Genomic DNA, 26,246 nt, shown 5'->3' with positions numbered 1-26,246 from the left:
GTGCAGTTCTCAAACAACGACCAGCCACCCACCACCCCACCCCCGAAGGGACGAGTTCACTGGGGCCGGATCGAAGGACAGCCAAACGGCCATACCCTCAGATACCCAACAACGTGCCCGACCCGACCGATCCACCACCACGTTCCACGCCCCGAAGAGCAGTACTAACAGTGACCAACCAATCGTGCCGAATAGTCAACGTTCCACCCATGAGCAACCAGCACCGAACACTCGCCGGTGTACTGGCCTCTGACCAAACCGAAGCCTGGTAAGAAGTGCTCCTTAGAAAGGAGGTGATCCAGCCGCACCTTCCGGTACGGCTACCTTGTTACGACTTCGTCCCAATCGCCAGTCCCACCTTCGACAGCTCCCTCCCACAAGGGGTTGGGCCACCGGCTTCGGGTGTTACCGACTTTCGTGACGTGACGGGCGGTGTGTACAAGGCCCGGGAACGTATTCACCGCAGCAATGCTGATCTGCGATTACTAGCAACTCCGACTTCATGGGGTCGAGTTGCAGACCCCAATCCGAACTGAGACCGGCTTTTTGAGATTCGCTCCGCCTCACGGCATCGCAGCTCATTGTACCGGCCATTGTAGCACGTGTGCAGCCCAAGACATAAGGGGCATGATGACTTGACGTCGTCCCCACCTTCCTCCGAGTTGACCCCGGCAGTCTCCTGTGAGTCCCCATCACCCCGAAGGGCATGCTGGCAACACAGAACAAGGGTTGCGCTCGTTGCGGGACTTAACCCAACATCTCACGACACGAGCTGACGACAGCCATGCACCACCTGTATACCGACCACAAGGGGGGCACCATCTCTGATGCTTTCCGGTATATGTCAAGCCTTGGTAAGGTTCTTCGCGTTGCGTCGAATTAAGCCACATGCTCCGCTGCTTGTGCGGGCCCCCGTCAATTCCTTTGAGTTTTAGCCTTGCGGCCGTACTCCCCAGGCGGGGAACTTAATGCGTTAGCTGCGGCACCGACGACGTGGAATGTCGCCAACACCTAGTTCCCAACGTTTACGGCGTGGACTACCAGGGTATCTAATCCTGTTCGCTCCCCACGCTTTCGCTCCTCAGCGTCAGTAATGGCCCAGAGATCCGCCTTCGCCACCGGTGTTCCTCCTGATATCTGCGCATTTCACCGCTACACCAGGAATTCCGATCTCCCCTACCACACTCTAGCTAGCCCGTATCGAATGCAGACCCGGGGTTAAGCCCCGGGCTTTCACATCCGACGTGACAAGCCGCCTACGAGCTCTTTACGCCCAATAATTCCGGACAACGCTTGCGCCCTACGTATTACCGCGGCTGCTGGCACGTAGTTAGCCGGCGCTTCTTCTGCAGGTACCGTCACTTTCGCTTCTTCCCTGCTGAAAGAGGTTTACAACCCGAAGGCCGTCATCCCTCACGCGGCGTCGCTGCATCAGGCTTTCGCCCATTGTGCAATATTCCCCACTGCTGCCTCCCGTAGGAGTCTGGGCCGTGTCTCAGTCCCAGTGTGGCCGGTCGCCCTCTCAGGCCGGCTACCCGTCGTCGCCTTGGTAGGCCATTACCCCACCAACAAGCTGATAGGCCGCGGGCTCATCCTTCACCGCCGGAGCTTTTAACCCCGTCCCATGCGGGACAGAGTGTTATCCGGTATTAGACCCCGTTTCCAGGGCTTGTCCCAGAGTGAAGGGCAGATTGCCCACGTGTTACTCACCCGTTCGCCACTAATCCACCCCGAAAGGCTTCATCGTTCGACTTGCATGTGTTAAGCACGCCGCCAGCGTTCGTCCTGAGCCAGGATCAAACTCTCCGTGAATGTTTACCCGTAATCGGGTGCACACACACGAGAGCGGAACAACCGGTCGGAATAAGACCCGTTGTTCACAGCGTCCTCGCTGTGTTGTTGCCTACCGCCGCACATGGCGACCGTAGGACTTTCAAAGGAACCTCCAACCTGCACCAGGTGCAGGCCGGGGTATCAACATATCTGGCGTTGACTTTTGGCACGCTGTTGAGTTCTCAAGGAACGGACGCTTCCTTCGGTCCCGTTTCACCGGGGCCCTCCGGGCGCTTCCCTTCGTTCTTGCGTTTCCGACTCTATCAGACTCTTTCGTGTCCGATTCCCGGTCGAAGCGGGGTGCTTTCGAGGTTCTTCGCTTTCGCGTTTTCCCTTTCCGGCGGTTCCAACTTTACCAGACTCTTTTTCGTTCCGTTTCCGGTCCGAATTCGATTTCCGGTGGCCTGTGGAGGGCCTTTGCCTTTCGGCGGATCCGACTTTATCAGAGATTCTGAGTCGAAATTCCCGCCCCGTTCGGGTGTCCCGGGCGCACAAGTGCGCGCGGCGTTTCCCGTTCAGGCGGAGACGTAAACGTACTGGAGCGGGGCACCCCGATGCAAATCGAGGGCCCCGCTCCAGGTCGGGCGGCGTGAAGGGGTCAGACCTCGACGACGACCGGAAGGATCATCGGGCGTCGACGGTAGGTGTCGGACACCCACTTGCCGACGACTCGGCGGACCATCTGCTGGAGCTGGTGGGGCTCCATGACGCCGTCCTGGGCCGACTTGTCCAGGGCTTCCTGGATCTTCGGGGTGACCGCGCCGAAGGCGCCGTCGTCGATGCCGGAGCCCCGGGCCTGGATGTGGGGACCGCCCACGAGCTTGCCGGAGGAGCTGTCGACGACGATGAAGACCGAGATGATGCCCTCGTCGCCGAGGATGCGGCGGTCCTTGAGGGAGGTCTCGGTGACATCGCCGACGGAGAGGCCGTCGACGTAGACGTAACCGGCCTGGACCTTGCCGACGATCTTGGCCTTGCCGTCGATGAGGTCGACGACCACGCCGTCCTCGGCGATGACGATGTGGTCCTTGGGAACGCCCGTGAGGGCACCCAGTTCGGCGTTGGCCCGCAGGTGGCGCCATTCGCCGTGGACCGGCATCAGGTTCTTCGGCTTGCAGATGTTGTAGAAGTACAGCAGCTCGCCGGCCGAGGCGTGGCCCGAGACGTGGACCTTGGCATTGCCCTTGTGGACGACGTTGGCGCCCCAGCGGGTCAGGCCGTTGATCACGCGGTACACCGCGTTCTCGTTGCCGGGGATCAGGGACGACGCCAGGATCACCGTGTCGCCGGGGACGATCCGGATCTGGTGATCCCGGTTGGCCATCCGGGAGAGGGCCGCCATCGGCTCGCCCTGCGAGCCCGTGCAGACCAGCACGACCTCGTCGTCCGGAAGGTCGTCGAGGGTCTTGACGTCGACGACCAGGCCCCCGGGGACCTTGAGGTAGCCGAGGTCGCGGGCGATGCCCATGTTGCGGACCATCGAGCGGCCGACGAAGGCGACCCTGCGGCCGTACTCGTGGGCGGCGTCCAGGATCTGCTGGATGCGGTGCACATGGCTGGCGAAGCTCGCCACGATGATGCGCTTCTGGGCGTTCGCGAAGACCGTGCGCAGGACATTGGAGATGTCCCGCTCCGGCGGCACGAAGCCGGGGACCTCGGCGTTCGTGGAGTCGGAGAGGAGGAGGTCGATGCCCTCCTCGCTGAGCCGTGCGAACGCGTGCAGGTCGGTGAGGCGGCCGTCCAGCGGGAGCTGGTCCATCTTGAAGTCACCGGTGGCGACGGCCAGGCCCGCGGGGGTGCGGATGGCGACGGCCAGGGCGTCCGGGATGGAGTGGTTGACCGCGATGAACTCGCAGTCGAAGGCGCCGATGCGCTCGCGCTGCCCCTCCTGCACCTCAAGGGTGTAGGGGCGGATGCGGTGCTCCTGGAGCTTCGCCTCGATCAGCGCGAGGGTGAGCTTGGAGCCGATGAGGGGGATGTCCGGCTTGAGGCGCAGCAGGTAGGGGACGCCGCCGATGTGGTCCTCGTGGCCGTGCGTGAGGACGATGCCCTCGATGTCGTCCAGGCGGTCCCGGATCGTGGTGAAGTCCGGGAGGATCAGGTCGATGCCCGGCTGCTCCTCCTCGGGGAAGAGCACGCCGCAGTCGACGATGAGCAGGCGGCCGCCGTACTCGAAGACCGTCATATTGCGGCCGATCTCGCCCAGGCCGCCGAGCGGGGTGACCCGCAGCGCGCCCTTCGGGAGCTTCGGCGGCGTACCGAGTTCAGGGTGCGGATGACTCAAAAGACTCTCCTTACCACGCACGCCACGTACCGCTGAGGCACGTGGCGCGCATGTCATTCGTGCACTTGCTGTTGTCTTGGGTGGTGCTCGGGCGAGTCGCCTCGCCTGTTCGGCTGTTCAGTTGTGAAGTCCTTGGTTACAGCTGTACCCCGCCGGCGGCGAGATCGATCTTGAGCTGGGCTGTCTCCTGGGCGGTGAGTTCGACGAGGGGCAGGCGCAGGGGGCCCGCCGGGAGGCCCTGAAGGGTGAGGGCCGCCTTCGTGGTGATCACGCCCTGGGTGCGGAACATTCCCGTGAAGACCGGGAGCAGCTTCTGGTGGATCTCGGTGGCCTTCTGGACGTCGCCGCTCAGGTGGGCCTCGATCAGGGCCCGCAGGTCCGGGGTGACCACGTGGCCGACCACGGAGACGAAGCCGACGGCGCCGACCGAGAGGAGCGGCAGGTTGAGCATGTCGTCGCCCGAGTACCAGGCGAGCCCGGACTCGGCGATGGCCCAGCTGGCGCGGCCCAGGTCGCCCTTGGCGTCCTTGTTCGCGACGATCCGGGGGTGCTCGGCCAGCCGTACGAGGGTCTCCGTGTCGATCGGAACGCCGCTGCGACCGGGGATGTCGTACAGCATCACGGGCAGGCCGGTGGAGTCGGCGATGGCCGTGAAGTGCCGCAGCAGGCCCTCCTGCGGGGGCTTGTTGTAGTACGGCGTGACCGCGAGGAGGCCGTGGGCGCCGGTGCGCTCGGCCGTCCGGGCGAGCTCGACGCTGTGGCGGGTGTCGTTGGTCCCGATGCCCGCGACGACGTGGGCTCGGTCGCCGACGGCTTCGAGCACCGCCCGTACGAGCTGGTCCTTCTCCGCATCACTGGTGGTCGGGGACTCACCGGTGGTGCCGTTGATGATCAGGCCGTCATTGCCTGCGTCCACCAGGTGGGCGGCGAGCCGCTGGGCGCCGTCGAGATCGAGAGCGCCGTCCGCCGTGAAGGGCGTGACCATAGCGGTGAGGACCCGCCCGAAGGGGGTCTGCGGAGTGGAGATCGGAGCCATGGGTAACACGCTACTCGCTGCTCAGCGCGCGGGGTCCCCTCGGGGGGACGGGGAAGAGGAGCCCGGCACTGCCTGCTCGGGGGTTCAAGCAGTGCCGGGTCCGTTTGATCAGCCTAGATGAACTTCTCGAAACGCCGCAATACGGACACCGCCTATGGGGCGACGCGTCCATTTTTGTTGAAGGCCGCATGAGTGAGCGGCATGAGCTGCTCCCAGTGGGCTTCCATCTGTTCGCCGACCATCTCGATCTCGCGCTGCGGGAAGGACGGGACCTTCGCCAGCTCGTGCTGGGTGCGCAGGCCGAGGAAGTGCATCAGCGAGCGCGCGTTGCACGTGGCGTACATCGAGGAGAAGAGGCCGACCGGGAGCACCGCGCGGGCGACCTCACGGGCCACGCCCTCCGCCAGCATCTTCTGGTACGCCTCGTAGGAGGCCCGGTAGGTCTCCTCCATGGTGCGGGTGGTGAGGTCGTACTGCCCCTGGGTGCCCTCGACGAACTCGTACTTGCCCGGGCGGCCCTGCTGGACCAGCTTGCGGGAGGTTCCGGGGACGTAGAAGACCGGATCCAGCTCCCTGTAGCGGCCCGATTCCTCGTTGTAGGACCAGCCGACGCGGTGCCGCATGAACTCGCGGAAGACGAAGATCGGGGCGCTGATGAAGAAGGTCATCGAGTTGTGCTCGAACGGGCTGCCGTGCCGGTCCCGCATGAGGTAGTTGATGAGCCCCTTGGAGCGCTCGGGATCCTTGGTGACCTCTTCCAGCGACTGCTCACCTGCGGTGGAGACCCGGGCGGCGAACAGCACGTCCGCGTCGTGCGCGTCGCTCTTCACCAGCTCGACGGTGACATCGCTGCGGAAGTGGGGCTTTGCGGGTTCGGGGGTGTCGGTCACCGACAGGGGTCCTTCCAGGGGCGGTGCGGGAGGCCCGACGGCGTCGCTCGGGCGGCGACCACTTTACGGGGCTCCGTGGGCCGGGTGCGCCGGGGCATGCATCCGGCCGCCTCGGGCAGCCGTTCGTGGAGTTCCCCCAACAAGTACGGCGATTCGGGCACCGATTCGGCCCGTCGTACGTCTGACTCAATAGCAGCACCCGTCACTCAGAGCAAGGAGAGCTTCCTCATGTTCCGCCGGCGTGAATCCGTCCCGTTCTCGTTCGTCGCCGAGGCCGACCGGTTCCGCAGCAATGTCACTCCTCCGCCCGCCCCCCGCGCCACCGTTCCCGAGCTGCTGGGGCGGTCCCTCATCGGGCTGACCGTGGTCGCCGGTCTCGTGGGGTCACTGCTGCTGGGGCTCCCGGCGCTCGACTCCGGCCAGGCCCCGGCCCACGGCAAGCAGTCCGAGGCGTCCCAGGGCCGCTGACTCGTACGGCCCCCCTGGGGTGGTCGGGCCGGTGGCACCCTCGGTAGCCTCACCGGGCACAGCAATCGAGCGTGCTTGTGAGTGAGGATGAGTCGTGCCCCTGCCCTTTCTGACGGCCGACCGCGCATTCGACGCGAGCGCGGAGGACGTTGCGCTGCCGTTCGACGACCACGACAGTTGGCGTCGGCCCTACCGCCCCGGCCCCTGGCGGGTCGCGGCGGCGGCCACCCTCCTGCTGCTGGCCTCGTTCGTGCTGCTCGCGGCCCTGATCACCGGTGCGGCCGGAGCGCTTTCGGGAGCCGCCGTCTGTCTGGCGCTGGCCGGTGCGGTGATCGCCGCCGCGCTGCGTCTGCTGCGTGTCGGCGCGTGGGTCAGCCGTCACGGTGTCCGGCGCGTCGGGTTCTTCCGGACCTCCACGGTGGCGTGGAGCGGCACGTCGACGGTGCGTACGGTCCAGCAGCCCGTGAAGTGGATGGGCCTTCCCCGTACGGTCCAGGGTCAGGCGCTCGTCGTGGTCCGGCAGAACGGTGAGGCGCTGCCGCCGCTGGTCACCGATCACAACGCGGACTTCCTCGGGCGCGAGGAGGCGTTCGAGCGGGCGACCGACGCGGTCGAGGCTTGGGCGGATGAGTATCGGCTCGCGTGAACCATCGGTTGTACGGGTGAGCCCGGGGCCCATGCGGGTCCCGGGCTCACCTGCGTACGGCTGGAAGATCTCCTCAGTCGCCGGACGGGCTGGAGACCGCGGGCGGGCTTGAGGGGGCGGCCTGGCTGGAGGCGCGGAGCGCGATGGCCCGCTGCATGGCCTTGCGGGCCCTGGGGGTGTCCCTCGCGTCCTGGTAGGCGACCGCCAGCCGGAACCAGGCGCGCCAGTCGTCCGGGGCGTCCTCGGTCTCCTCGCGGCGCTTGGTGAAGACCGCGTCTGCGGCGTCCCGGTCGATGCGGCCGGACGGGGTACGGGCCAGGTCGTCGACCGGGAGGCCGCCCTCCGCTTCCAGTTCGGCGGCGAGCGCGTTGGCCCGGCGGACGAACTGGGTGTTCTTCCAGAGGAACCAGACGCCGATCACCGGCAGGATCAGGACGGCGACGCCGAACGTGATCGTGAGCAGCGTGCCGTGCCGGATGAGCATCAGGCCACGGCTGCCGACCAGGAAGAAGTAGAAGACCAGGACGGCTGCCGTGGCGATGTAGGTGATCTTTGCGCGCATGGTGGGCTCAGTCAGTTCAGGTCGAGGAAGTGTTCCAGGCCGAACGTGAGGCCGGGAGTGGTCACCACGCGGCGGGCGCCGAGCAGGATGCCCGGCATGAAGCTGCTGTGGTGGAGGGAGTCGTGGCGGATGGTGAGGGTCTCGCCCTCGCCGCCGAGGAGCACTTCCTGGTGGGCGAGCAGTCCGCGGAGTCGGATCGCGTGGACCGGGACGCCGTCGACGTCCGCGCCGCGGGCGCCGTCCAGGGCGGTCGTGGTGGCGTCCGGCTGGGGGGCGCTGCCCGCCTTGGCGCGGGCCGCCGCGATGAGCTGGGCGGTGCGGGTGGCGGTGCCGGAGGGGGCGTCGACCTTGTTCGGGTGGTGCAGTTCGACGACCTCGACGGACTCGAAGTAGCGGGCGGCCTGCTCCGCGAACTTCATGGTCAGGACCGCGCCGATGGAGAAGTTCGGGGCGATCAGGACGCCCGTCCCCGGGGATTTCTCCAGCCAGGTGGTCAGCTGCGCGAGCCGTTCGTCGGTCCAGCCCGTGGTGCCGACGACGGCGTGGACACCGTGCCGGACGCAGAAGTCGAGGTTGTCCATCACCGATGCGGGGGTGGTCAGCTCGACGGCGACCTGGGCGCCCGCGTCGGTGAGGGTCTCCAGCTTGTCGCCCCGGCCCAGGGCCGCCACCAGCTCCAGATCGTCGGCGGCCTCGACGGCCCGTACGGCCTCGGCGCCGATGCGGCCCCGAGCACCGAGAACGGCTACGCGCAGCTTGCTCATCTTGTCTTCCTTAAGGGGTTAGGAGACCGCTTCGTGGAGGCGGTCCGCCTGCTTGTCCTTGAGCGGGCCGATGACCGAGAGCGAGGGGCGCCGGGTGAGGAGCTCGCCCGCCACCTCCCGTACGTCGTCGGGGGTGACCTCCGCGATGCGCGCGAGCATGTCGTCGACGGACATCTGCTCGCCCCAGCACAGCTCGCTCTTGCCGATACGGTTCATCAGCGCGCCGGTGTCCTCCAGGCCGAGGACGGTGGAGCCGGAGAGCTGGCCGATGGCGCGGGCGATCTCGTCGTCGTCCAGGCCGTGGGTGGCGACCCGGTCCAGTTCGTCGCGGCAGATCTTCAGGACGTCGTGGACCTGGCTGGGCCGGCACCCCGCGTAGACGCCGAAGAGGCCGCAGTCGGCGAAGCCCGAGGTGTACGAGTACACGCTGTAGGCCAGGCCGCGCTTCTCCCGGACCTCCTGGAAGAGTCGCGAGCTCATACCGCCGCCGAGGGCGGTGTTGAGGACGCCGAGTGCCCAGCGACGGTCGTCGGTGCGGGCGAGGCCGGGCATCCCGAGGACCACGTGGGCCTGCTCGGTCTTGCGGTTCAGCAGCTCCACCTTGCCCGCGGTGCGCAGGGTGCGGGAGCCCTCGCGGGGCGCCATCGGGACGGCATCGGTACGGGAGAGGGCCCCGGCGCGCTCGAAGGCGCGGCGGACCTGGCGTACGACCGTGGCGTGGTCGACGTTGCCGGCGGCGGCGACGACCAGGTGCGTGGGGTCGTAGTGCTTCTTGTAGAAGCGGGCGATCTGGCCGCGGCTGAGCGCGTTGATCGTGTCGACGGTGCCGAGGACCGGGCGGCCGAGGGGGGTGTCGCCGAGCATGGTGTGCGCGAACAGGTCGTGCACGCAGTCGCCCGGGTCGTCCTCGGTCATCGCGATCTCTTCGAGGATGACGCCGCGCTCGGCGTCGACGTCCTCGGGGGCGATCAGCGAGCCGGTCAGCATGTCGCAGACGACGTCGATGGCCAGCGGCAGATCGGTGTCCAGGACCCGCGCGTAGTAACAGGTGTACTCCTTCGCCGTGAAGGCGTTCATCTCGCCGCCGACCGCGTCGATCGCCGAGGAGATGTCGAGGGCGGTGCGCTTGGCGGTGCCCTTGAAGAGGAGGTGTTCGAGGTAGTGGGTCGCGCCGTTCAGGGTGGGCGTCTCGTCGCGTGATCCGACGTTGGCCCAGATGCCGAAGGTGGCGGACCGGACGGAGGGCAGGGTCTCGGTGACGATCCGCAGACCGCCGGGGAGGACGGTGCGGCGGACGGTGCCGATGCCGTCCTTGCCCTTGAGAAGCGTTTGGGTACGGGCGACGGCCCGCGCCTCGAAGGAGGCACGGGCCGTCGTCGCGGAACTACGGGACGTCACTTGTCGGTGTCGTCCTTCTTCTCGTCGGCCTCTTCGCCCTCGACGACCGGGATGAGGGAGAGCTTGCCGCGGGAGTCGATCTCGGCGATCTCGACCTGGACCTTGGCGCCGACGCCGAGCACGTCCTCGACGTTCTCCACGCGCTTGCCGCCGGCGAGCTTGCGGATCTGCGAGATGTGCAGCAGACCGTCCTTGCCCGGCATGAGCGAGACGAACGCACCGAAGGTGGTCGTCTTGACGACCGTGCCCAGGTAGCGCTCGCCGACCTCCGGCATGGTCGGGTTGGCGATCGCGTTGATCGTGGCGCGGGCGGCCTCGGCCTGCGAACCCTGCTGGGCACCGATGTAGATGGTGCCGTCGTCCTCGATCGTGATGTCGGCGCCGGTGTCCTCCTGGATCTGGTTGATCATCTTGCCCTTGGGGCCGATGACCTCACCGATCTTGTCCACCGGGATCTTGACGGTGATGATCCGGGGGGCGTTCGGGGACATCTCGTCCGGGACGTCGATGGCCTCGTTCATGACGTCCAGGATGTGCAGACGCGCGTCACGGGCCTGCTTCAGCGCGGCTGCCAGGACCGAGGCGGGGATGCCGTCGAGCTTGGTGTCGAGCTGGAGCGCGGTCACGAACTGCTTCGTACCGGCGACCTTGAAGTCCATGTCGCCGAAGGCGTCCTCCGCACCGAGGATGTCGGTGAGGGCGACGTAGTGGGTCTTGCCGTCGATCTCCTGCGAGATCAGGCCCATGGCGATACCGGCGACGGCGGCCTTGAGGGGCACACCGGCGTTCAGCAGCGACATGGTGGAGGCGCAGACCGAGCCCATGGACGTCGAGCCGTTGGAGCCCAGCGCCTCGGAGACCTGGCGGATCGCGTAGGGGAACTCCTCGCGCGTCGGGAGGACCGGCACGATGGCGCGCTCGGCGAGCGCTCCGTGGCCGATCTCGCGGCGCTTGGGCGAGCCCACGCGGCCGGTCTCGCCGACGGAGTACGGCGGGAAGTTGTAGTTGTGCATGTAGCGCTTGCGGGTCACCGGAGAAAGGGTGTCCAGCTGCTGCTCCATCCGGAGCATGTTGAGGGTGGTGACGCCCAGGATCTGGGTCTCGCCACGCTCGAACAGCGCCGAGCCGTGCACGCGCGGGATGGCCTCGACCTCGGCGGCGAGCGTACGGATGTCCGTGACGCCACGGCCGTCGATGCGGACCTTGTCCTTGATGACGCGCTCGCGGACCAGCTTCTTGGTCAGCGCGCGGTACGCGGCGGAGATCTCCTTCTCGCGGCCCTCGAAGGCCGGGAGCAGCTTCTCCGCGGCGATCTCCTTGACGCGGTCCAGCTCGGCCTCGCGCTCCTGCTTGCCCGCGATGGTGAGCGCCTGGGCCAGCTCGGAGGTGACGGCGGTGGCGAGCGCCTCGAAGACGTCGTCCTGGTAGTCCAGGAAGACCGGGAACTCGCCGACCGGCTTGGCGGCCTTGGAGGCCAGGTCGGACTGGGCCTTGCAGAGCGCCTTGATGAAGGGCTTCGCGGCGTCCAGACCGGCGGCGACGATCTCCTCGGTGGGAGCCTCGGCGCCGTCCTTGACGAGCTGGATGGTCTTCTCGGTGGCCTCGGCCTCGACCATCATGATCGCGACGTCGCCGTCCTCCAGGACGCGACCGGCGACGACCATGTCGAAGACGGCGTCCTCAAGCTCGGTGTGCGTCGGGAACGCGACCCACTGGCCCTTGATCAGGGCGACGCGGGTGGCGCCGATCGGGCCGGAGAAGGGCAGGCCCGCGAGCTGCGTGGAGCAGGAGGCGGCGTTGATCGCGACCACGTCGTAGAGGTGGTCGGGGTTGAGCGCCATGATCGTCTCGACGATCTGGATCTCGTTGCGCAGGCCCTTCTTGAAGGAGGGGCGCAGCGGCCGGTCGATCAGACGGCAGGTGAGGATCGCGTCCTCGGAGGGGCGGCCCTCGCGGCGGAAGAAGGATCCGGGGATCTTTCCGGCCGCGTACTGCCGCTCCTCGACGTCCACAGTGAGGGGGAAGAAGTCGAGGTTGTCCTTGGGCCGCTTGGAAGCGGTGGTGGCCGACAGCACCATGGTGTCGTCGTCCAGGTACGCGACGGCGGAGCCTGCGGCCTGCTTGGCCAGGCGGCCCGTCTCGAAGCGGATGGTGCGGGTGCCGAAGGTTCCGTTGTCGATAACGGCCTCGGCGTAGTGGGTCTCGTTCTCCACTAGTGATTTCTCCATACTCGTCGTCTTTCGTCCTGCCGCCCGTGTGGCGGAGGACGGTGCGGGAGAAGCGCACCGTGGATGCGGGCCGGTCTTCGATCGAAGCTCCCGGGCGTTTTCCCGGGGGCCACTACCGAGGACCGGCGGCGGCGTCGCTGCGCCTCTCCCTACTTGCTCTGGTGTCGTACGCCCAGGTTACTGAGCTTGACACCGGTCGTGCACGTACGGCAAAGGGAGCGGTCCCCTGAACCGCGGGAACCGCTCCCTCTCCACAGCGTCCTTACTTGGCGCCGCCGGCCGCACCGCGGCGGATGCCGAGGCGGTCGACCAGCGCACGGAAGCGCTGGATGTCCTTCTTGGCCAGGTACTGCAGGAGGCGGCGACGCTGGCCGACCAGGATCAGCAGACCACGACGGGAGTGGTGGTCGTGCTTGTGCGTCTTGAGGTGCTCCGTCAGGTCCGAGATCCGGCGGGAGAGCATGGCGACCTGGACCTCGGGGGATCCGGTGTCACCCTCCTTCTGGGCGAACTCGGACATGATCTGCTTCTTCGTAGCGGCGTCGAGCGGCACGCGTACTCCTCTTGATGTTCGAAGCGCCCACGAGTGCCCCTGGTCTTGATCTCAGGGGAGCTTCCGTGACTCGGAGGCGAAGGTCCGATGAGCGCAGTCCCCAGGATGATCCGAGGACGCGTACACAAACGGCCACTGGTCAGAGTACCAGCCGTTCGGGTCACGCCCCGCCGCTGATCAGCTGGTGAGGGCCCGGATCGAGTGGTAGACGTCGAAGACTGCGAGGCAGAGCGGGAGCAGGGTCAGCAGAACGACCGCCTCGGCGATCTCCAGGAAGCGGCCCCAGAAGGGGGTCACTCCCTTGCGCGGCACGATCAGGCCGATGGCGGTGATCAGGGCGGCGACGCCCGCGACGGCGGCGGCGAGCCACACCGTACGGATGTCCAGGGCGGCACCGTCCCCCTTCAGCGCGTCCTGCATCAGGGCGGTGGGCGGGTTGAGGGACAGCCCTAGGCCGAGGAGGACAAGGGCGCCGAGGCCCGCCGCGAGCGCGCAGCCGACCTGGGCCGTGTAGCGGAAGAGGTGGGCGCGCATCAGCATGGCGACACCCGTGGCCAGGGCGAGCAGCTGGCCCCAGACGTTGTCCGAGAATCCCAGCACCGCGGCGGCCGCCACGGCGACCAGCGCGCATCCGCCGACCAGGCCGAGGAGCAGTTCGTGGCCGCGCCGCGCCTGGGCGGCGATGCGCTCGGCGTCCACCGGGCCCTGGGGCGCCGGTTCGGACGTCCCGTAGTCGCCGACCGTGGTGCGGGGCGGCTCGAATCCGATGGGGAGGCGGGCGAAGCGGGTCGAGAGCCCGGGCAGGAAGGCCAGGACGCCCACAGCGAGCGGGGAGCACACGGCGGCGGCCTCGATCGGCTCGATGCCGGTCAGGATCGCGGTGAACGTCACCAGGAGGCCGATGGTGCTCGCGAAGACGAACGCGACGAACGGAGCGTCGCCGCCGGGCGCGACGATCATCAGGATCACGGCGACCACCAGGACCGCGGCGCAGCCGAGCAGGAACTGCAGCCGCCCGACGCCCTGCCCGCTGCTCAGGGGCAGCAGACCGGAGCCGGCCACCGCAGCGTTCACCAGGGCACCGGTGCCCAGCGCGATGGCCGAGCCCCGGTCGTCGTACACCCGGGCGCGGACGCAGGCGAAGGCGAGGAGGAGCAGGGCGACGACCGCCGCGAGGATGCCCGGCAGACCGTGCATGTCGTGGCGCGGGTCGGCAGTCCACAGCACGAAGCCGAGCAGGGCGAGCAGGACGGAGCCGCCGAAGAGGCCGGCTCCGCGCATGAGCGCGTCGCCCCAGAGCGTGCGGTCCTTGGCCACGGCGGTGGCGACGGCGTCGGAGACGTCGTCGAAGACCGCGGGGGGCAGCGACTCGGAGAACGGCCGCATCGAGAGCAGCTCGCCGTCGAGGATGCGGTGGCCCGCCAGCGTACGGGCGCTGTCGAGGACGGTGCCGTCGCGGCGCACCAGGTGGTAGCCGACCGGGGCACCGGGGGCGGGGCTCTGTCCGGACAGCCGGAGGATCTCGGGGTACAGATCGGCTACGGGGATGTCCTCGGGCAGGGCCACGTCGACACGGCTGTCCGGTGCGACGACCGTGACCCGGCAGAATCCGGTTCCGCCGCCGGACGGCGTCCCGTGACTCTGCCCACCGGGTCCGGTGGCTGCCGCTTGGGCCGTCATCGTCACCTGCTGCTCCCCCTGCTTGTTCCTGCTGCTTCTGCCGCGCTTCTTCTGCTGCCTTGGCTTCTGCCGCGCCCGCGCGTGCCCCAGCCTGCTGCCGCGCGCGCTTCCGTCGGTCCCGAATGACCGTGTTCACGCGACAGTTAGCGGATGCGTACACGCACCGCGACACCCTACCGCCATGGGGTGCTCGCCACGCCAGTAGGATCCATCCCGCGGATGGGGCCCGTCGCCACGGGGGCGCCGATAGGAACACTTCCGTCCGGCAAGGGAATTGGTGAGCTGTGAGCCAGATCGTCGTCAAGCGCCCACCGCGGGCCCTGCCCACCGAAGTGCCGGTCGAACAGGTGCAGTTGCAACCTCCGCCGGAGCTCCCCCGAGGCCAGCAGGAGGGCGCTCTGATGCAGCTCCTGCCGATGCTGGGCATGGGCGGTTCGGTCGTCTTCTTCTTCATGACGCCGAACCCGATCATGCGCATCATGGGCATGATCATGATCGCCTCGACGGTCGCCATGGCCATCGCGATGCTCGTACGGTACAGGCGGGGCACCCAGGGGCAGCTCGCCGATCTGCGCCGCGACTATCTGAAGTACCTGACGCAGACCAGGCGCACCGTGCTCAAGACCGCGCGCAAGCAGCGCGACGCGCAGTTCTACCTCCACCCCTCTCCCGAGCAGCTGTGGGCGCTCGTGGCCGAGGGCAGCCGGGTGTGGGAACGGCGGGCCGGTGACGCGGACTTCGCGCAGGTGCGTATCGGTCTGGGCGGTCAGGAACTGGCCACGCCGCTCATCGCCCCCGAGACGGCGCCCGTCGACGAGCTGGAACCGCTGGCCGCCGGTGCGATGCAGCAGTTCCTGGCGACACACTCCACGGTGGACGGCCTGCCGATGGCCGTCTCGTTGCGGGCGTTCTACCACCTGACGATCAGCGGTCACGCGGATTCGGCGCGCTCGGCGGCGCGTGCCGTGGTCGGCGGGCTGGCCTCCCTGCACTCCCCCGAGGACCTGGTGATCGCGGTCGCGACGGGCGCGGAGGCGGCACCGCAGTGGGAGTGGGCGAAGTGGCTCCCGCACGCGCAGGCCTCCGGGCCGGGGGACGGCGCCGGGAGCCGGCGGCTCATCACGACGAGTTCCCTGGCCCTGGAGGAGCTGTTGGCGGGCCGGCTGGAGGGCAGGCCCCGCTTCCAGCCCGGCGGGCAGCCGCTCGTGGACCAGCCGCACATCGTGGTGGTCCTGGACGGGGAGTCGGTGCCGCCCATGTCGGTGCTCGCCTCGGCCGAGGGCCTTCAGGGTGTGACGGTCATCGAGGTCGTACCGGGCGAGGTCACCGGGGCCCGCGGGGGCCTGTCCATCGTGGTGCAGCCGAAGTCGTTGCAGCTGGAGTCGGGGCAGGGGCTGGTCTACGACGGGGTTCCCGACCTGCTGAGTTACGAGGCCGCCGAGGCGCTGGCCCGGCAGCTGGCCCCGCTGCACATGGCGACGGGCGGGGACGACGACGAGCCCCTGCTGGCCAACCTGGAGTTCACCGATCTGCTGAACCTGGGGGACGCGGCCTCCATCGACGTCGGCCGGACCTGGCGCCCGCGCTCCCAGGCCGAACGGCTGCGGGTGCCGATCGGCGTGGGCGAGGGCGGCGCCCCGGTGATGCTGGACCTGAAGGAGGCGGCGCAGGAAGGCATGGGCCCGCACGGCCTCTGCGTGGGCGCCACCGGCTCCGGCAAGTCCGAGCTGCTGCGCACGCTCGTGCTCGGCCTCGCCGTCACCCATACGTCGGAGACGCTCAACTTCGTCCTCGCCGACTTCAAGGGTGGTGCCACCTTCGCCGGTATGGCGCAGATGCCCCACGTCGCGGCCGTGATCACCAACCTCGCGGACGACCTGACCCTGGTCGACCGTATGGGTGACTCCATCCGCGGTGAGCTCAACCGGCGCCAGGAGATGCTGCGCGACGCGGGCAACTACGCCAACATCCACGACTACGAGAAGGCACGCGCGGCGGGTGCGCCGTTGCAGCCGATCCCCTCGCTCGTTCTGGTCATCGACGAGTTCAGCGAACTCCTCACCGCCAAGCCCGACTTCATCGAGATGTTCGTCCAGATCGGCCGTATCGGCCGTTCCCTGGGTGTACATCTGCTGCTGGCCTCGCAGCGCCTGGAAGAGGGGCGGCTGCGCGGTCTGGAAACGTATCTCTCCTACCGGGTCGGCCTGCGGACCTTCTCGGCCGCCGAGTCCCGGGCGGCGCTGGGCGTGCCCGACGCGTACCACCTTCCGAATGTTCCCGGCTCCGGGCTGCTGAAGTTCGGTACGGAGGAGATGGTCCGGTTCAAGGCCGCGTACGTCTCCGGGGTGTACCGCTCGGGCGCCAACCGGGCCGCTACGCCGGGTGCTCCGCTTCCGGTGGACCGCAGGCCCGTTCCGTTCACGGCCGCCCCGGTGCCGGTTCAGTACGTTCAGCCCGTGCCGCAGCCCGGTGGCGTACCGGAGCAGCGTGCGGCGGAGGACGACGCGCTGGCGGACACGGTGCTCGATGTGATCGTGCGCCGGCTGGAGGGGCGCGGTGCCTCGGCCCATCAGGTGTGGCTGCCGCCGCTGGACAATCCGCCGTCGCTGGACGAGCTGCTGCCGGGGCTCTCTCCGGTGCGGGGCCGGGGGCTGACGCAGCCCGGTTTCGAGGGCTCGGGCCGGCTGGTCGTCCCCCTGGGGGTGATCGACAAGCCGTTCGAGCAGCGGCGCGACACCCTCTACCGGGACTTCTCCGGCGCCGCCGGTCACATGCAGATCACCGGAGGGCCGCAGTCCGGCAAGTCGACGCTGCTGCGGACACTCATCGCCGGTTTCGCCCTGACCCACACCCCGGAGGAAGTCCAGTTCTACGGACTCGACTTCGGTGGTGGCGGTATGTCCTCTATCGCGGGTCTGCCGCATGTCGGCGGCGTCGCGTCCCGCCTGGACCCCGAGCGGGTGCGCCGTACGGTCGCCGAGGTGTACGGCATCATGGCGCGACGCGAGGAGTACTTCCGCAGCGCCGGGATCGACTCCATCGCCACCTTCCGCCGGATGCGGGCGCGCGGTGAGATCTCGGTGACCGACCAGCCGTGGGGTGATGTCTTCCTGGTCATCGACGGGTGGGGCAGCTTCCGGACGGACTACGAGGGGCTGGAGACGGCGGCCACCGACATCGCGGCCCGCGGACTCGGCTACGGCATCCACCTGATCGTCACGGCGTCGCGTTCCATGGAGGTCCGGGCCAGCCTCAAGGACCACCTCATGAACCGCCTGGAGCTGCGGCTCGGCGATGTGATGGACTCCGAACTGGACCGCAAGGTGGCGGCGAACGTACCCGCCGGGGTACCGGGCCGCGGCCTGACCCCGGAGAAGCTGCACTTCATGGCGGCGGTACCGCGGATCGACGGCATCAACTCCGACAGCGACCTCTCCGAGGCCACCGCGGCGATGAACCTGGAGGTCACCCGGCACTGGACGGCGGCGCCCGCACCTGCGGTGCGTCTGCTGCCCCGTTCGCTCCCGGCGAGCGAGCTTCCGGCGGGGTACGCGGTTCCGGAGCGGGGCATCGCGTTCGGCATCGACGAGAACAACCTGGAGCCGGTCTTCCTCAACTTCGAGCAGGACCCGTTCTTCCTGGCGTTCGGCGAGAGCGAGTCCGGCAAGTCCAACCTGCTGCGGTTGATCATCAAGCAGCTGACCGAGCGCTACGACGGGGACTCCTGCAAGCTCTTCGTCATCGACAACCGGCGTTCGCTGCTGGATGTGACCCCGCCCTCGCACCTGGCGGAGTACATCCCGATGTCCAACAACATGGACCATCACATGGTGGCCCTGCACGACCTGATGAAGCGCCGCACGCCCTCCGCCGATGTCACGGCACAGGAACTGCGTGACCAGAGCTGGTGGCAGGGCCCCAAGGTGTACGTCGTGATCGACGACTTCGACCTGGTCTCCACGTCGAGCGGCAACCCACTGGCGCCGATCACGGAGATGCTGCCGTTCGCCCGCGATGTGGGTGTCCGCTTCATCATCGCCCGCAGCACGGCGGGCGCGAGCCGCGCGCTGTACGAGCCCTTCCTCCAGCGCATGATCGAGCTGGGCGCGCAGGGCGTGGTGCTGTCGGGCGACCCGAACGAGGGCGACATCATCGGCAACGTACGGGCGCGGCCGATGCCTACGGGCCGGGGCATCTTCGTGACGCGGCGGCGGGGGAACCCGTTGGTGCAGACGGGGCTTGTCGGCGGGGAGAGGTAGGGCGAGGGCGGCGGCGCGGCGGAGCGGCAGGGCGGCAGGGGTTGGTGCGCTTCCCCGTTTCCGAACCTGTTTGCGCTTCGGTACCTGTTTACCTCTCCGTCTCCGTGCCTGTTTGCCCTTCCGTCTCCGTACCTGTTTGCCCTTCCGTCTCCGTACCTGTTTGCCCTTCCGTCTCCGTACCTGCATCCGCATCCGCTTGCGTACCCGTTGCGCTTCCGTACCTGCGTCCGCATCCGCTTACACGACACACGTCAGGGTGGGCACCTCCCGCGCGTGCCCACCCTGACGTGTGTATGTGCTGTTCGTTGACCTCTGCCAGAGATCAGAAGTTCGCTGCGGAGCGCTTGTCGCCGCTGCGGTACAGAGGGGCCGCCTCACGGACCTTCTGCGCGATGTCCTTGAGGTTGTCCCGGATGAACCCCGCGTCCTCGTTCCACTTCACCTGGGACAAGCGGTACGCCTCCTTCGCCTCGCCCTCCCACAGCTCCGAGACCGACGCGACCATGGTCTTGATCTCGTCCAGGTCCTGGGCGAGCTGCTTGCTCTGCCGCTCGATCTCACCGGCCGCGAGATCCAGGCTCGCATAAGTGACAACCGTCGTACCGTCGTTGTTGTTCGCCATGTGGTCCTCCGCTGTAGTCGTTTGAGAAGTGAGGGTCAGAAGCTGTTCAGGCTGGACGCCCTTTCGGTCTCCTTGCTGGAGTAGCCATCGACGACGTCCACGCCCTGGAGGGCCTGTCGAATCTCGTCCTCGGTGTTGCCCGAGATCGTACGTGCGGCCTTGATGGCCTCCTGGAACCGGAGAAGCTGCTTGGCCAGGCTGACCATGCGCTGGTTGATCTGTTCCTGCTTGGCGTTGAACTGGTTGGCCCCGATGCCCTTCCACTTGCCTTCGAGGCTGTCGATGGTCCCGTGGAGCTGCTTGAGCTGCCCCTTCACCGAGTTGAACTTCAGGGTGAGGTCGCCCTCCAGCTTCAGGAGTGTGGCATCGGAGATCTTCTGATCCGCCATGATTCTCTTTCCTTTTCGGTTGGTTCTGTACGGTCCCGGCGGGGTTGGCCGACCGGGGGCACGCGGAACGTACGGTCAGGCGGCGCGACGCCTGCGCATCACGGCGTAGGCAACACCTGCGAGCACGGCCGCCCCTGCTGACACGCCGATGATCAGGCCCAACTGGCTTTCGCCGCCCGAGGAGCCGGAGGACTTGGTCTCCTCCGCCGCTGCGACCTGCTCATCGCTCTTGCCGTCGTTCTTGGCGGGCTGCGGTGTGGCGGAGGCGTCGGGCGCGGACGAATCACCGGGCGCGGACGAGTCGGCAGGGCCGGTCGTCTTCTTCTTGGTGAGCGGGCTGATGTCCGGGGCGCCGGGGTCACCCTTGCCCTTGAGGATGTTCATCGAGGGGCGGATCAGACCGTGACCGAGGTACTTGCTGCGCTCGCCCTTCTTCCAGTCCCGGCTGGCGGTGTCGAAGAGGACGTTGAGCACTTGGTTGGCGGTCCAGTCGGGGTTGGCGGACCAGACGAGGGCTGCGGAGGCGGAGGCGATGGCGGTGGCTGCGCTGGTGCCGCCGTCGCCGTCGCAGTAGCGCTGGAAGGAGTTGTCGCACCAGCGCGGGATGTCGTTGCCGGGGGAGGCGATGTCCACGGTGGCACCATATTGAGAGTACTCAGCAACCTTGCCTGCGCGGTCCGCCGAGGCAACGCCTACAACCTCAGGGTATGCAGCAGGGTAGTCCTCCTTCTTTCCCCTTTTCGCCTCGTTGCCCACAGCAGCAAAGAACAGCTTCCCCTTGCTGCCAGCGTATTCAACGGCCGCACGCTCGCGCTCCATGGGGAACTCACTGCCGAACGACATGCTGATGATCTTCGCGTCACTGTCTGCGGCGGCACGGATGGCATCGGCAGAGCTATACACAGTGGACGAGTGCTTGTTCCTGAAATCGGTGTCCGAGACCCTCATGGGAACGATCCGGGCTCCTGGGGCAAGGCCCTTCAGACCGCCGCCCTTCCCCGTGCCAGCGATCAACTCAGCCATGGTCGTGCCGTGCCCGTTGTAGTCGTCAGTCTCGTCCCCCGGAGCACCAGTGGCATCGACCCCCGCGAGAACTTGTCCTTGTAGCGACGGGGTGGACGAGTTCACACCTGTGTCAATGACAGCGACTTTAATGCCTTCACCTGTCGTGACCTTCCACATTTCCTCAGCCTGCATCGCACCGAGGTACCACTGCTTCGACTGCACATCCGCAGCTGCGGCAGGCTGTGCCGTACCGACGAGGACCACACTCAACGAGGCAGCGAGAGCCAGTGCGCCGCGCACACGCAACCGGGCCCGGCCCGTTCCTGCTGTCATCCCGACTTCCGAACCTTCCCTGGGGGACTACTGCTCGACCACCGGCGGCACTGCTCCGCGCCGACCGACGTTCCATGTTTCTTCGTCTTCTGTGAGGTAGCCAGGACGGGACGAGCCCTTGTCCTCCTCGTTGTCCCGGCTGGAGTTCCGCCCGCCCGCCGGACCACGGACGAGCCCTGCGCCACCGGTCGTGAAGCCCTTGGCGTTCGCGCCGGGCCCTGAAGCGTTGCGGGGAGCACCGACGACTCCATTGGCACCTGTGGCAGGAACGGCTCGCCCACCGGATACACCGGCCCTACCTTGAGGCGCTCCTGGAGCACCGATCACCGTTCCGCGCGACACTCCTCGAGCCGCAGCAGCTCCGGGCACCTGCCCAGACGTAGCTCGTTGGGGGGTTCCGCCCACGATGCCGTTGCCGCTTACGGTGCGAGGAGCGCCAACCGCGGACGTGCCGCCCGGACCGCCTGTCGGTCGGCCACCGGCCACCCCCGGGTGCCCAGCCGCACCTCCCATGGGCCCAGGGCGACCAACCGCACTACCAGCCGGGCCGTTCGCGGTAGGAACTCCTCCGATGGCCTGGGCCTTGCCTGGGCCCGGCTGGCTGGCAGAACGCGGTATGCCTGGGGGCCCAGTCGGCCGTGGCGAGCTCGCCTGAACAGGACTCGCGAAGGCTGTCATTGGAGGCGGCGTTGGCCCTCCGACCGGCCCTGCCGTACTCGTAGGCATGGGCGTTGGTGCCACACTAGTAATGGTCGTCGGGGCTGGCGGGGTTACGACACTGTTGATCTCTGTCGAAATGCTCTTCTCAGGCACAGACGCAGACCCGACGGCTCCGACCGGAGTGCGGCGATCTCCAGCGGCCACGGCTTCAGCTTCTCCCGGGACGGCACGCCCCGAAGCGGTAGGTGCCGTGCTGCTGCCTGAGATCTCGGTGCGCTGGGGCGATGGCTCAGGAGAGGGGCTGGGGCCCCTGCCCGCGTCAGGCCTCGGCATGGCGACCTTGAGCGTCTCCTCGAACCGCGGCGGCTCCTGCCCCGCCAGCACCTCCTCAGAGACCGAGTAGTACGACGCCAGCCGGTTGACCTGGTTGATCGCCTCCTGGCGGTTCTTCTCCACCTTGAGCGCAGCCTCGTACTCCGGGTTGCCCTCGATGCGAGCCGGGAACTCGATGTCGTCCGGACGCTTGCGTACCAGGCGGCCGTCGCGCGGGGGCATGGCGCTGCGGACGGAGGCCAGGCCGGTGCCTGCGACGGTGATCTGGGTGCCGGCGGCTTCCGCGAAGTCGCTCAGCCTGGTGGCGTGGGCGACCAGGCCCTTGCCCCATTTGCGGAAGGCGTCGCCGGACTCGCCCTGCCAGTCGACCGCGTCGATGTGGTCGCCCAGTTCCTTCGCCGCGCCCCGGATGGCGTCCCTGGCCTTCCAGAGGGCCTCGCCCGCGCTCTCCAGGTGTTCCGGGTTGGAGTTCTCCACCAGGTCGATCATGGCGTTGAGCTCGTGTCCCTCGAAGGAGGTACGGCCTCCGCTGCGGGGGTTGCCGAAGCCGAAGGACTCCATGATCCGGCCGGCCGTCTCGGACATGTCCGTGACGGTCAGTTGGGCCTGGACGCGTCCCTCGTCCTGCTTCTGCTGCTCCGCAGGCGTCAGGTTCTGCTGCTTCTTGTCGCTCATTCCGCTGCCCACCCGGCGTCCGACTGCTTGTCGTTGTTGGTCGGTGTCGGTTCCGGCTTGGCGGCCTTCTCGCGCTCCTGGTCCATACGCGCCTGGATCTCGTAGAAGCGCCGCCTGATGTCGTCCTCGACGTTGTCGAAGCCCACGGCCGCCGCGTGTACGCCCAGGCTCAGGTACTCGATCTGGTCGCCGAGCGACTTGGAGAGCGAGACGAGGGAGGAGTGGACCCGGTTGTACTGGGTGTAGAGGCCGTCCGCCTCGGCGAAGCGGGCGTTCTGGCCGCTCAGGGAGGCGCGTGTCACCTTCTGGTCGGCCACCTTCGACTTGCTGGCCGCGGAACCCTCGAAGTCCGCCAGCAGGGCGTCGACGCGCTTCTTGAACTTCTCCAGCGCGCCCACTCCGCGCCTGAGGTCACCCGTTCCGCCACCGCCACCTGGATCGGTCACAATGCCGTCCTCCCCGTTCCGCATCCCCGTTTGCTCAGATGGCCCCGCGTTGCTATCGCACTTGCGTGATCCGGTCTGATCTCATCCCGACAACTGTAGTCACTGCGTAGGACAGCGCCAATCGAGTTGGGGGCCACGTGACTTGTGTCATGGCGGCGCCTTCCCCCCGTCCCGTCACTACGTGTTGGCCGGAAGGCGCATCATGCGTCGCCGCCTGTCGCGTACCGCCACAGCCGCCCCCGCGATGGCGGCGACCAGGACGCCTCCGCCGACCACCACGTACGTCGCCAGACGCGCGTTTCGTTCGTCGGCCGTTTCGCCCAGGTGGAGTTCGGCGGGTGTGGGGGCTTTGCCCTTGCTCATGCCCTCGTGTGCCACCGGGCGGTCGATCGGCTTGTCGTCCTCGGTCAGCGCGCGAACCGGGTCGACCACACCCCAGCCGACCAGCCGGTCGTGGCCCGCGACCGAGCGTTCCGCCGTCTGCTGGATCTGCGCGACGATCTGCTTCTGCGTCCAGTCGGGGTGCTTCGCCCTGATCAACGCGGCGACTCCGGCGACGTAGGGGGCGGAGAAGCTGGTGCCGTGGTCGGCGCAGTGTCCGCCGCCGGGGACCGTGGAGACCATGTCCACGCCGGGCGCGGCGACGCCCACGAATTCGCCGGACTGGGAGAAGGGTGCCCGTTCGTTGTTCCGGTCCGAGGAGGCCACGGCGAGAACACCGTCGAAGGACGCCGGGTAGGTCTCCTTCACCTTGCCGCCGAGTCCGTCGTTGCCCGCCGAGGCGACGACCACGATGTCCTGGGCGAGGGCGGCGTTCACCGCCTGCCTCAGGTCTTCCGACGGCTTCACGGCGTCGGCGGTGTCCTGCGAGATGTTGATGATGTCCGCCTTCGCCGTCCCGGTGGCATAGCGGATGGCGTCGGCAAGGGTCTTGGTCGTGCCGTTGCCCTCGGCGTCGTTCTGCTGGAGCGGGATGATGACCGCGTCGGGGGCCAGGCCGGTGAAGCCCGTGCCCTTCACCTGGCGCGCGGCGATGATGCCGGCGACCTTGGTGCCGTGGCCGACCCTGTCCGTGGTGCCGTTCTCCTTGCCGCGTTCGATCTTCCTGCCGTCCTCGTCCTTGAGGTTCTTCGGTAGGAAGTTGCGGCCCGCCCGGATGTCCACGGCGGGCTTGAGCTGTTCGTTCTTGACGTCGACGCCGGTGTCGATGACCGCGACGCGAACGCCCTTGCCGGTGGACTGCTTCCACAGCTCGTCCAGCAGGACGCGTTGCAGCGCCCAGGGGCGGCCCGGGTACTTCTTCGAGGGGAAGGTGCACCGGGTCGTGTCGGCCGCGGCCGCCGGAACCACCGGCAGGGTGACGAGGAGGACCGCTGCGGCCGCCACGGCTGTCAGGATGCGGCGGGCGGGGAACGTCTCCCTTGGCGCGGGAAGCGTCTCCCTCCTCGCGGGGTGCGTCTCCTCGGGCACGGCAGGCGTCTCCTGGAGCACGGCAGGCGTCTCCGTGTGTACGAGGTGCGTCTCCATGTCCGTGCCCCTCCTCACGAACCCTGCGGCTGGCTGGCGGCGCCGGTGGAGAGGCGGGGTCCGGTCGGCAGGAGTTCGGACCAGGCCGCCGGTACAGGGGTCGGGTCGACGTCCTTGTAGCCGAGCCGGTTCTGGGCCCTCTGAGCCTCCGCCTGCTGCTCCTCCCGCTCCTCCTTCGAGCTGGGTTCACCGATGCCGGAGGCGTCCTGGCCGCTGTCGCTGTTGGACTGCATCGCGTAGCGCAGCCCGGTGTCGGTGACCAGGAACAGGAAACCAGCGTCCGTCGTCGACCCCTTGAACTGCCGGAAGAACTCGCCCGATCCGGGGGTGACGTAGGCGCTGCTGGAACCGGTGGGGAGCGTCGCGGGGAAGCTCGTACCCACCCAGGTGCTGAGCGTGGTGGCGCCGTTGTCCGCGTCGACTCCGCGCAGAACGTTGCACACCGTGTTACGGCTGCCCTTCTTGACGTTCGGGGAGTTGACGGGTTCGGGCTCGCTGACCGGCCAGTCCTTGCCCTGGCCGAACGGGGCGCCCGGTTCGAGCTCGGCGGCGCTCACCGGCTGCGCGTTGCCCGCCTGCTTGAGGGAGACCAGTTGGCGGCTGCTGAGCAGGAGCTTGGCGGTGAAGTCCGAGACCGGCGCGACCCTGCCCGGCAGGACGACGTACTGCTGGGTCCTGGTTCCCGCCGTGGCGGCCAGGACCATGCCGACCCGGTTCGTCCGCGTGCCCAGGCTCCCGGGGGCGTCGGCGGGGTCGCCCGGCCGTCCGTCCACGGTCGGGAAGGTGATCGGGTCGCCGGTGTGGAGCGTTGCCAGCCAGGAGGCCGAGACCCGCTGGGGCTTGGCGTTCTGGCCGACCAGGGTGCGCAGGAGCAGTTCGTCCTTCTTGACGGGGTAGGCCTTGCCCTCGGCGTCCACGATGTAGCGGGTCCGGTCCGGTCCCTCGACGTACATCAGTTCACCACCACGCAGGCGGTTCTTCCCCTCGGTCTTGTTCTCCTCGCGCTCGGCGAAGATGAAGGCCGCCTTCTGGATGGCCCGGCCGCCCTCACCGGGCCGTTCGCAGACCGCCCAGCGCTTGGCCGCGCCCGCCACCTTGGAGTCGGGCAGCCGGTCGGGGGCGTACGGGATGCCGAGGGTCGCACCGTGCGGGATCTCGCCGCTGTCCAGGACCGACTCGTCGACGTTGATGACCGTGCCCTTGTCCGGGGCGAGGAGAAGCTTGGCGGAGGCCATGTTCAGTACGGGGTGCAGCTGCTTCTTGCCGTCGGTCGTCAACACCACATACCGGGTGGTGGACTTGCTGGCGATGATGACGTGTTCCTTGGGGGTGTCCCACTTCTGGGGGGCCACCGGCTTGAACATGCCCCAGGCGCCGAAGGCGGCGAGAATCACGACGGCGATGATGGCTCCGGGCAGCACCGCGCGCAGCGGCTTCGGGGCGCCTTCCTCGGAACCGGTCGGGTTGGGTTGCAGGAACTGTGCGATCAACCTCCGCTTCGCGAAGGTGTAGGCGTTGAGCTCATCCCGCCGTGATGCCATGTGTCCGCTGCCTCTTCTCCCCAGTGATCGACCAGGGTCCCACACGCGCCGTCGGCCCCCGATGCCGTACCGGGCCCTACTATGCCTGCTGGAGCTCCGCCGCCAGTGCTCAGG

General features: G+C 68.0%; 19 protein-coding genes and 1 rRNA gene. 3 read left to right on the top strand and 17 right to left on the bottom strand.

From position 1 onward, the window contains the following. Positions 1–286 precede the first annotated feature (286 nt). The 4 genes from RI138_RS25800 to thyX all read right to left on the bottom strand — a co-directional run bounded on the left by RI138_RS25800 (position 287) and on the right by thyX (position 6,043). A 16S ribosomal RNA gene (locus RI138_RS25800) occupies positions 287–1,812 on the bottom strand. 619 nt (positions 1,813–2,431) lie between these two features. Then, positions 2,432–4,117 (bottom strand): ribonuclease J, encoded by a 1,686-nt coding sequence (locus RI138_RS25795; RefSeq protein WP_096632150.1) that lies wholly within the window; start codon positions 4,115–4,117, stop codon positions 2,432–2,434. Between the two features lie 136 nt (positions 4,118–4,253). Beyond that, positions 4,254–5,153 (bottom strand): 4-hydroxy-tetrahydrodipicolinate synthase, encoded by a 900-nt coding sequence (gene dapA, locus RI138_RS25790; protein WP_311121804.1) that lies wholly within the window; start codon positions 5,151–5,153, stop codon positions 4,254–4,256. Between the two features lie 152 nt (positions 5,154–5,305). Next, positions 5,306–6,043, bottom strand: a complete 738-nt coding sequence (gene thyX, locus RI138_RS25785; RefSeq protein ID WP_096632147.1) for an FAD-dependent thymidylate synthase — start codon at positions 6,041–6,043, stop codon at positions 5,306–5,308. Positions 6,044–6,271: 228 nt separating this feature from the next. Between thyX and RI138_RS25780 the strand changes: the two genes are divergently transcribed. Both RI138_RS25780 and RI138_RS25775 read left to right on the top strand, forming a co-directional pair. Beyond that, the gene (locus RI138_RS25780; protein WP_096632145.1) at positions 6,272–6,511 is read left to right on the top strand and encodes a hypothetical protein; all 240 of its coding nucleotides are present in this window, start codon (positions 6,272–6,274) and stop codon (positions 6,509–6,511) included. Positions 6,512–6,605: 94 nt separating this feature from the next. After that, positions 6,606–7,157 (top strand): hypothetical protein, encoded by a 552-nt coding sequence (locus RI138_RS25775; RefSeq protein WP_311121803.1) that lies wholly within the window; start codon positions 6,606–6,608, stop codon positions 7,155–7,157. A 73-nt stretch (positions 7,158–7,230) separates the two neighbouring features. Here RI138_RS25775 and RI138_RS25770 read toward each other — a convergent pair whose 3' ends face one another. From RI138_RS25770 to eccD, 6 genes are all read right to left on the bottom strand, one after another. Continuing rightward, on the bottom strand, positions 7,231–7,719 hold the full coding sequence (locus tag RI138_RS25770) for a tetratricopeptide repeat protein (RefSeq protein ID WP_311121802.1): 489 nt from the start codon (positions 7,717–7,719) through the stop codon (positions 7,231–7,233). Positions 7,720–7,730: 11 nt separating this feature from the next. Beyond that, positions 7,731–8,483, bottom strand: coding sequence for a 4-hydroxy-tetrahydrodipicolinate reductase (gene dapB / locus RI138_RS25765; protein WP_096632141.1), 753 nt, complete (start codon positions 8,481–8,483; stop codon positions 7,731–7,733). An 18-nt stretch (positions 8,484–8,501) separates the two neighbouring features. Then, positions 8,502–9,881 (bottom strand): M16 family metallopeptidase, encoded by a 1,380-nt coding sequence (locus RI138_RS25760; RefSeq protein ID WP_311121801.1) that lies wholly within the window; start codon positions 9,879–9,881, stop codon positions 8,502–8,504. Further along, positions 9,878–12,094: a polyribonucleotide nucleotidyltransferase gene (locus tag RI138_RS25755; RefSeq protein ID WP_311123008.1), complete on the bottom strand. Its 2,217-nt coding sequence runs from the start codon at positions 12,092–12,094 to the stop codon at positions 9,878–9,880. The genes RI138_RS25760 and RI138_RS25755 overlap by 4 nt, the downstream gene beginning before the upstream one ends. 277 nt (positions 12,095–12,371) lie before the next feature. Beyond that, the gene (rpsO, locus tag RI138_RS25750) at positions 12,372–12,662 is read right to left on the bottom strand and encodes a 30S ribosomal protein S15 (protein WP_003965855.1); all 291 of its coding nucleotides are present in this window, start codon (positions 12,660–12,662) and stop codon (positions 12,372–12,374) included. Positions 12,663–12,839: 177 nt separating this feature from the next. Next, positions 12,840–14,342, bottom strand: a complete 1,503-nt coding sequence (gene eccD, locus RI138_RS25745) for a type VII secretion integral membrane protein EccD (RefSeq protein WP_311123007.1) — start codon at positions 14,340–14,342, stop codon at positions 12,840–12,842. A 284-nt stretch (positions 14,343–14,626) separates the two neighbouring features. On the opposite strand from eccD, the gene eccCa reads away from it, so the two are divergent. Continuing rightward, positions 14,627–18,601, top strand: a complete 3,975-nt coding sequence (eccCa, locus tag RI138_RS25740) for a type VII secretion protein EccCa (protein WP_311121800.1) — start codon at positions 14,627–14,629, stop codon at positions 18,599–18,601. Between the two features lie 322 nt (positions 18,602–18,923). Here eccCa and RI138_RS25735 read toward each other — a convergent pair whose 3' ends face one another. The 7 genes from RI138_RS25735 to eccB all read right to left on the bottom strand — a co-directional run bounded on the left by RI138_RS25735 (position 18,924) and on the right by eccB (position 26,132). Beyond that, positions 18,924–19,223 (bottom strand): WXG100 family type VII secretion target, encoded by a 300-nt coding sequence (locus tag RI138_RS25735; protein ID WP_096632135.1) that lies wholly within the window; start codon positions 19,221–19,223, stop codon positions 18,924–18,926. A 35-nt stretch (positions 19,224–19,258) separates the two neighbouring features. Beyond that, positions 19,259–19,612, bottom strand: coding sequence for a WXG100 family type VII secretion target (locus RI138_RS25730; protein ID WP_096632133.1), 354 nt, complete (start codon positions 19,610–19,612; stop codon positions 19,259–19,261). 75 nt (positions 19,613–19,687) lie between these two features. Next, positions 19,688–20,950 (bottom strand): S8 family serine peptidase, encoded by a 1,263-nt coding sequence (locus RI138_RS25725; RefSeq protein WP_311121799.1) that lies wholly within the window; start codon positions 20,948–20,950, stop codon positions 19,688–19,690. A 27-nt stretch (positions 20,951–20,977) separates the two neighbouring features. After that, the gene (locus tag RI138_RS25720) at positions 20,978–22,618 is read right to left on the bottom strand and encodes a hypothetical protein (protein WP_311121798.1); all 1,641 of its coding nucleotides are present in this window, start codon (positions 22,616–22,618) and stop codon (positions 20,978–20,980) included. After that, positions 22,615–23,088 (bottom strand): hypothetical protein, encoded by a 474-nt coding sequence (locus RI138_RS25715; RefSeq protein WP_311121797.1) that lies wholly within the window; start codon positions 23,086–23,088, stop codon positions 22,615–22,617. Before RI138_RS25715 ends, RI138_RS25720 begins: the two co-directional genes overlap by 4 nt. A 153-nt stretch (positions 23,089–23,241) precedes the next feature. Further along, on the bottom strand, positions 23,242–24,591 hold the full coding sequence (gene mycP / locus RI138_RS25710; RefSeq protein WP_311121796.1) for a type VII secretion-associated serine protease mycosin: 1,350 nt from the start codon (positions 24,589–24,591) through the stop codon (positions 23,242–23,244). A gap of 14 nt (positions 24,592–24,605) precedes the next feature. Next, positions 24,606–26,132, bottom strand: coding sequence for a type VII secretion protein EccB (gene eccB / locus RI138_RS25705; RefSeq protein WP_311121795.1), 1,527 nt, complete (start codon positions 26,130–26,132; stop codon positions 24,606–24,608). Positions 26,133–26,246 lie beyond the last annotated feature (114 nt).

The sequence above is a fragment of the Streptomyces durocortorensis genome, assembly GCF_031760065.1.
In the GTDB taxonomy this organism is placed as follows: Bacteria; Actinomycetota; Actinomycetes; order Streptomycetales; family Streptomycetaceae; genus Streptomyces.
The sequence above is the reverse complement of the archived record's forward strand: the minus strand, read 5'-3'. Positions and strand labels throughout refer to the sequence as shown.